The organism is Alteromonas antoniana, from assembly GCF_019249295.1.
In the GTDB taxonomy this organism is placed as follows: Bacteria; Pseudomonadota; Gammaproteobacteria; order Enterobacterales; family Alteromonadaceae; genus Alteromonas; species Alteromonas antoniana.
In genome coordinates, this window is sequence record NZ_JAESDH010000066.1 from 1 (window position 1) to 1,678 (window position 1,678).

Annotated in this window: 1 protein-coding gene; it reads right to left on the reverse strand. The window is 42.5% G+C overall.

Features of this window, described 5'->3' with window-relative positions; translation table 11 throughout:
• Nucleotides 1-104: 104 nt before the first annotated feature.
• The gene (locus JKP77_RS22065; RefSeq protein ID WP_218313328.1) at nucleotides 105-1,535 is read right to left on the reverse strand and encodes an IS1182 family transposase; all 1,431 of its coding nucleotides are present in this window, start codon (nucleotides 1,533-1,535) and stop codon (nucleotides 105-107) included.
• Between the last annotated feature and the right edge of the window lie 143 nt (nucleotides 1,536-1,678).

Genomic DNA, 1,678 nt, shown 5'->3' on the forward strand with positions numbered 1-1,678 from the left:
ACGTACAGGCTGTGTGAAAACCCATTTTTTACCGATACCACTGTGATAGCTCTACAGTGTAATTTTTGGCTCTGTAAAATTATGAATGATTGTTGCTTCAACTTTTAGGACTTCAATGCAGATATCAGTCCGTTAACGCCTATGATATTCATCATTCTTTTGAAGTTGTATGCCAAGACTTGCAGACTTACCTCTGTTTTAACGTGTTTTAGTGTCTTCGTAAGCAATTGGTGAGTCCCTGCCCATTGCTTTATTGTACCGAAGGGATGCTCGACGGTTTGATGCCTTAATGTCATTGCGTTTGGCATATTTTTATAAGCTTGAGCAACCCGCTCAACGTGTTGCTCATCATCAAGCCTGCGGATCCGTCTACCTGCTGGTGAAGTTGTGCACCGTGATTTTATAGCACAACCTTTGCAGGTCATGACCGACATGTAAGCACGTAACGGTTTACCTTTATCCGTTGAAACAAAACTAAACGGGATGTCTTTGCCAGCAGGACATTCATAGACATCTTTCTCTTTGTTATAAACAAAGTCTTCTTTGGTAAACAGTCCCTTGCTTCGATTGGCTGAAGTACGAATCTTCGGAACAATTGCCGTAACGCCTGCCTCATGAACGGCCTTAAAACTCGTACTGTCGTCGTAACCTCTGTCTGCAAGAATGGTAATGTCTTGTTTACCTAATACTTGTTGTACATGTTGGCTCATGGGGACAAGCTGATGTCTGTCACTGGGGTTGTTCGTCACATAATGTGCAAGTATCAGGTGGTGCTTGGTGTCGACAGCCGCTTGAACATTGTAGCCAACTAACACGCCTTTATGCTTGAGCGCCATTCGCCTGCTGTCAGGATCGGTATAGGATATTTGTTTATCGGGTAAGGATTCCAGTTCTTGCTGAATTACCTTTTCGCTTTCCAGACGCGCTTGCAGTTTAGCGAGTTTGCCTTTCAATTTTATTGCATCGTCAGCTCGCGACTGGCGGTCTGCCCTGTCGAGTTCCATGAGATAATTGGCAATATCTTTTTCGGTCGTTTCAATACACGTCTTGATCAAACCACGAGAGTAGTTTTTAGCGATATTATTAACCGCTTTGAATTTAGTGCCGTCTATAGCCACAATGGCATCCGTAAACATATTCAGTTCACGACATATCAACACAAAGTGCTTACAGACTTGCTGTATAGCGTTGCCGTTATCACGCCTAAAGTCAGCAATCGTTTTAAAATCTGGGGTTAGGCGCTCAACCAGCCACATTAACTCCACATTCCTCTGTGTTTCTTTTTCTAAACGTCGACTTGATTGAATGCGGTTAAGGTAGCCATAAAGGTAAATCTTGAGCATGGTTGCTGGCGAGTAGCTTGGTCTACCTGTTTTAGCAGGTTGACTACGAGCAAAACCCAACTCAGATAAATCCAATGAATTGATAAACATATCAATTGCACGAATCGGATTATCTTCATGGATATAATCATCCAAAACTTCCGGAAACAGCGTGCTCTGTGTTCTGCTTTGGCCTTCGATAAATCTCGACATGCATTTGAAACCTATCAGCTTTCTGATAGTTTCATTTTACCAACTGACACCCAGATTGAGGATCAATAGCTAAGACAGATTGATCATATAAAACGCATACTTAGACCAAAAGGTGATCAATAGTTTTCACACAGCCTGCGTAC

Coding starts and splice junctions, on each gene's coding strand:
- JKP77_RS22065 (WP_218313328.1), bottom strand. CDS start 1,535: ATGTCGAGATTTATCGAAGGCCAAAGCAGAACACAGAGCACGCTGTTT.